This window comes from Rhodococcus sp. NPDC003382, assembly GCF_053589135.1.
On sequence record NZ_JBSFRH010000092.1, the window covers coordinates 1 to 5,158 of the forward strand.

Sequence of the window (5,158 nt, forward strand, 5' to 3'; positions counted from 1 at the left end):
GGGGGGGGGGGGGGGGGGGGGTTTTGGGGGGGGGGGGGGGGGCCACCCGCCCCGGCCCCCCCCCGCCACCGTTCCCATCCCCCGGGTCTGTGGCTCAGATGAGCGTGCCGACGTCGCGGGCGACGATGTTGTCGAGGGCCCGCTCGGCGACGGCGGCGATGGTCATCGACGGGTTGCACGCGGCGGCGTTGCCGGGCATCAGCGCCCCGTCGAGCACGTACAGGCCGCGCTGCCCGAGCACGCGGCCGTCGAGGTCGCAGACGCTGCCCATGTTGGCGCCGCCGAGCGGATGCCAGGTGGACGGCACGACCTTGTTGGTGTCGACGAGGACGGCGGCGGCGCCGGCGATGCGGCGGACGGCGGGATCGATGTGGCCGTTCTGGATCCCGGCGTCGCCCTCGTGCGGCCAGCGCAGCACGGCGTCGTCGCGTCCGGCGTCGTAGACGAATTCGCCGCGGCCGTCGCTGACGCCGTAGCCGACGAGGACGGTGCTGCGGGTGTTCACCTCGAACGAGGGCAGCGACGCCTGGACCACGGTGTGGGCGTGGTGCGGATCGTCCCAGTTCTTGCTGCCGTAGACGACCGGGCCGCCCTGGACCGCCCCGAAGTCCGCGGCCATGTCGGTCCACATGTAGATGCGGTCGGCGTTGGTGCCCCAGCCGCGGCCGAGGTCGTCGGGCAGGTCGGTGATCTGTCCCTTGGCGGCGGCGCGCAGGAGCAGCCGGGTGGTGTTCAGGCTGCCCGCGGCGAGCACCAGCGCGTCGGTGGTGAGGATCTTGTTCTCGAGGACGGTGCCGGATTCGTCGGTGCGGTCGACGTACACGGTCCAGCGGCCGTCGGCGGCGCGTTCGATGTCGGTGACGTCGTGCAGGGCCTGCACGGTGGCCAGGCCGGTGGCCTCGGCGTCGGCGATGTAGGTGACGTCGACGGTGTGCTTGCCGCCGTTGTTGACGCCGAGCGCGCCGGCGCCGTCGGTGTAGGCGGGGGTCATCTCGCCGCGCAGTTCGGCGAGCGCGAAGTTCCAGTCGATCGGCATGGGGATCTTGTCGAGCGGCATGCCGGCGGCGCGGACCCGGTCGGCGAAGATGCGCGCGGCCGCGTAGTTGGCGGTGGCGACCAGTTCGTCGGGGGCGGTGGCCAGGCCGAGCATCTTCGCCACGCGCGGGTAGTGCACGCGGTTCATCAGGTCCCAGTCGAGTTCGTTCGGGAAGTGCGCGTTGAACACGTCCCGGTCCGGTTGCAGGGACATGCCCTGGTAGACGAGGGAGCCGCCGCCGACGCCGGCGGCGCACAGGGCGGTCATGTTGTCGCCGGGGACGGCTTCGACGAGGCCGACGTAGGGTTCGACGTTCAGGCGCCGGCCGAACACCTCGGGGAACGACTTGTGCCACAGCATGCGCTTGTCGGGGTCGGCGACGCGCGGGAAGGTGGTGGCGTTGGGGCCGGTGGGCCAGCGGCGGCCGCGTTCGAGGACGGTGACGGGCACCCCGGCCTGGGCCAGGCGCAGGGCGGTGACGCCGCCGCCGAAGCCGGAGCCGATGACGATCACGCGGTGCTCTTCGCGGGTGACGGCGACCCGCTTGACGCGGGCGCCGATGCCGGGGGCGGCGTGCGCGGTGGACGCGCCGGCCAGCAGTGTCCCGGCGGCGACGGCGCCGGCCAGGAAGGAGCGGCGCGTGAGTGCGGACAAGTCGATCCCCCATCGGTTTTCGGCACGGCGCAGGCCCGGACGCAAGCAAAACTAGACAGTCCGCGGCCGAAGTGTCAAGAATCGCGGGTGGGCCCGCCGAGGGACGCCAGAGCCGGCTGCAGCCAGCGCCGCAGGAACCCCCGCAGCTCGTCGTCGGATTCCATGCTGTCGCCCGCGAACATCAGCACCGACAGGCCCAGCAGCAGCGACATCACGACGATGTCGTCGGCGTGCGGTTCCAGCTCCGGGTACCGTCGCACCATCGGCGCCAGCAGCTGCCGCCCGATCGGTTTGGCGCGATCGACCATGCCCGGATCGAACACCGGGTTGTCGCCGTCGCCGCGCAGCAACACCGCCAGCACCGGATGCTCCCGCACCAGCGTGCGGCCGAGCACGATGGTTTCCACGACGTACTCCCCCGGGTCCTCGATCCGCTCGAGCCGGGCGGTCATCTCCGCGTACGCCTCGAGCAGCTGCCCGCTGATCGCCTGGGAGACAAGCTCTTCCCGACTCCCGAAGATCGAATACACGGTCTGCCGGGACACCCCCGCGGCCTGCGCCGCCCCGGCGATCGTGACACCTTCGAAGCCGACGTCGGCGATGAGCCCGAGCGTGGCGTCCAGAATCTTCGTGCGCGACCGCATCCGCCGATTCTCCCCCACCCGCGCGCGTCTCCGCGGCACGCGCCCCGCCCTGACCGAGCACCGCCCTGTCCGACCCCGATGTCAGACTGTGCTCGCACACATGTACGACACGAGCCGGCGGAAAGGGCGCACGATGGCGAGCGGGGACGAACCGGGCCTGCTGGAGTGGATCTCGGCCTACCTCGAGACCCTGCAGACGGCGAAACGGTCGGCGCACACCGTCAAGGCCTACCGGCTGGATCTGCGGGCGGTGTGCGAGCAGCTCGCCGCCACCCGGCAGGTCCATCCCGACGCGCTGACCGTGCAGGACGTGACGATCCGGTCGCTGCGCTCGGCGTTCGCCGCGTTCGCCCGGGAGCGGCAACCGGCGTCGGTGCGCCGCGCCTGGTCGGTGTGGAACAGTTTCTGCAACTTCCTGGTCTCCGAAGGGGTTTCGGAGGGCAATCCGATGGCGTCGATCGCCCAGCCCAAACGGCCGCAGCACACCCCGAAGGCGTTCAAGCCGGCCGCGATCGGTCAACTGGTGGACACGCTCACCGTGCAGGCGCAGCGCCCCGAGACCGGGCCGCGGGACTGGCCGGGCCGCGACCTGGCGCTCATCGCGACGCTGCTGCTCACCGGCATCCGCTCGGAGGAACTGATCCGGCTGGACCTGGCGAGCATCCTCGGCGGCCGCGAGGCGCCGGTGCTGCGGGTGCTGGGCAAGGGCGCCACCGAACGCGAGATCCCGCTCGAGGACAGCTGGACGGCGATCGTCTCCGCCTATCTCGAACAGCGGTACACCCGGTTCCCGCCGGCGCGGCGCACCGCCCGCGCCGACCGGGAGGACCTGGCGATCTGGGAACGATTCCCGCCGGAGGATCCGCTGTTCGTCGGCAGCGACGGCCGGCGCATCACCCGCGGCACCCTGCAGTACCGGGTCCGGCGGATGTACCGGCTGGCCGGGATCGAATCCGAACGCAAACGCGGCGCGCTCGCGCACGCGCTGCGGCACACCTTCGCCACCAGCCTCGCCGACAGCGGCGCGACCATGGTCGAGCTGCAGCAGCTGCTCGGGCACCGGTCCCTGCAGACGGTGCAGATCTACACCTCGGCCACCAACGACGCGGTGCGGCACGCCGCCCGCCACAACCCGGTCTACGAGCTGCTGCGCGACCCGGAGTGACCGCGCCGGACACGACTCACCGATCGGTTCGACGCGTCACGGCCCGCGAATGCTGCGAGACTGGGGCTGTTCGCCGAGTGAGGCGGGGACCGCGCCGGCACCGATCGGCCCGGTCACTGACAGACGTCGAGGGAGCAATCAGATGAGCATCCAGCCGGTCGGGTCGGGTCGTCATCGGGTCGTGGTCATCGGATCCGGATTCGGTGGACTGTTCGCCACCCAGGCCCTCAAACGCGCGGATGTCGACGTCGTGCTGATCGCCCGCACCAGCCACCATCTGTTCCAGCCGCTGCTCTACCAGGTGGCCACCGGCATCCTGTCCGTCGGCGACATCGCCCCGGCCACCCGCATGGTGCTGCGCAAGCAGAAGAACGCGCAGGTGCTGCTCGGGGAGGTCGAAACGATCGACATCGACGCGCAGACGGTCACCTCCCGATTCCTGGACCGGGTCACCGTCACCGAATACGACAGCCTCATCGTCGCCGCGGGCGCCGGCCAGTCCTACTTCGGCAACGACCATTTCGCCGAATTCGCGCCCGGCATGAAGACCATCGACGACGCCCTCGAACTGCGCGGCCGCATCCTCGGGGCGTTCGAGCAGGCCGAGTTGTCCGACGACCACGACGAGCGCACGCGGCTGCTGACGTTCGTGGTGGTCGGCGCCGGCCCCACCGGGGTGGAGCTGGCCGGGCAGATCGCCGAACTGTCGCGCCGCACCCTCAAGGGCGCGTTCCGGCACATCGACCCGACCGAGGCGCGGGTGGTGCTGCTCGACGGCGCCCCGGACGTGCTGCCGGTGTACGGGGGCAAGCTCAGCCGCAAGGCCCGCAAGACGCTCGAGCGGCTCGGGGTGGAGATCCAGCTGGGTGCGATGGTCACCGGCGTCGACGCCGAGGGCCTGACCGTCAAGGACAAGGACGGCACCGAACGGCGCATCGAGTCGCAGTGCAAGGTGTGGTCGGCCGGGGTGGCGGCGAGCCCGCTCGGCAAGCAGCTCGCCGAGCAGTCCGGCGCCGGCATCGACCGGGCCGGTCGCGTCCAGGTGCAGCCCGACCTGACGCTGCCGGGTCACCCGAACGTGTTCGTCATCGGCGACATGATGGCGCTGGACAACCTGCCGGGACTGGCGCAGGTGGCGATGCAGGGCGGCAAGTACGCCGCGCAGCAGATCGTCGCGGGCCTGCACGGGCAGGATCCGGCGCAGCGCAAGCCGTTCCACTACTTCGACAAGGGCTCGATGGCGACGATCTCGCGGTTCAGCGCGGTCGCGAAGGTCGGCAAGCTCGAGATCAGCGGGTTCATCGGCTGGATCGCGTGGCTGTTCATCCACCTGCTGTATCTGGTGGGGTTCTCGTCGAAGCTGTCGACGTTGTTGTCGTGGGCGCAGGCGTTCTTGTCCACCGGCCGCAACGAGATGGCCGCGACCGAGCAGCAGGTGTTCGCGCGGATCGCGATCGACCGGCTGCGGGAGCACACCGAGGCCGCCGAGGCCGCGGCGGCAGAAATCGAGAAGGGCGGCTCCGGGTCGGCCCGCGAGGCCGGCTGACGCCGAACCGGCTCGGGCACCGGGTGCCCGAGCCGGCGGGCCCGAGGTGTAGTGGCCGATAGATCGGAAGAGCGGCGGGGGGGGGAAGAGTGTAAAGCGGCGGGGGTTGATGT

General features: G+C 71.2%; 4 protein-coding genes. 2 read left to right on the forward strand and 2 right to left on the reverse strand.

Going from position 1 to position 5,158, the window contains the following annotated elements:
• Positions 1-94: 94 nt before the first annotated feature.
• Both ACWDUD_RS30350 and ACWDUD_RS30355 read right to left on the reverse strand, forming a co-directional pair.
• Complete coding sequence (locus tag ACWDUD_RS30350; protein WP_450111740.1) at positions 95-1,690, reverse strand: GMC oxidoreductase; 1,596 nt, start codon at positions 1,688-1,690, stop codon at positions 95-97.
• A 74-nt stretch (positions 1,691-1,764) separates the two neighbouring features.
• Entirely contained in the window at positions 1,765-2,334 is a 570-nt protein-coding gene (locus ACWDUD_RS30355) for a TetR/AcrR family transcriptional regulator (RefSeq protein WP_450111741.1), read from the reverse strand.
• Positions 2,335-2,467: 133 nt separating this feature from the next.
• Here ACWDUD_RS30355 and ACWDUD_RS30360 point away from each other — a divergent pair, with 133 nt between their 5' ends.
• Complete coding sequence (locus ACWDUD_RS30360) at positions 2,468-3,499, forward strand: tyrosine-type recombinase/integrase (protein WP_450111742.1); 1,032 nt, start codon at positions 2,468-2,470, stop codon at positions 3,497-3,499.
• A gap of 142 nt (positions 3,500-3,641) precedes the next feature.
• Positions 3,642-5,045: an NAD(P)/FAD-dependent oxidoreductase gene (locus ACWDUD_RS30365; protein ID WP_197252630.1), complete on the forward strand. Its 1,404-nt coding sequence runs from the start codon at positions 3,642-3,644 to the stop codon at positions 5,043-5,045.
• The last annotated feature ends 113 nt before the right edge of the window (positions 5,046-5,158 follow it).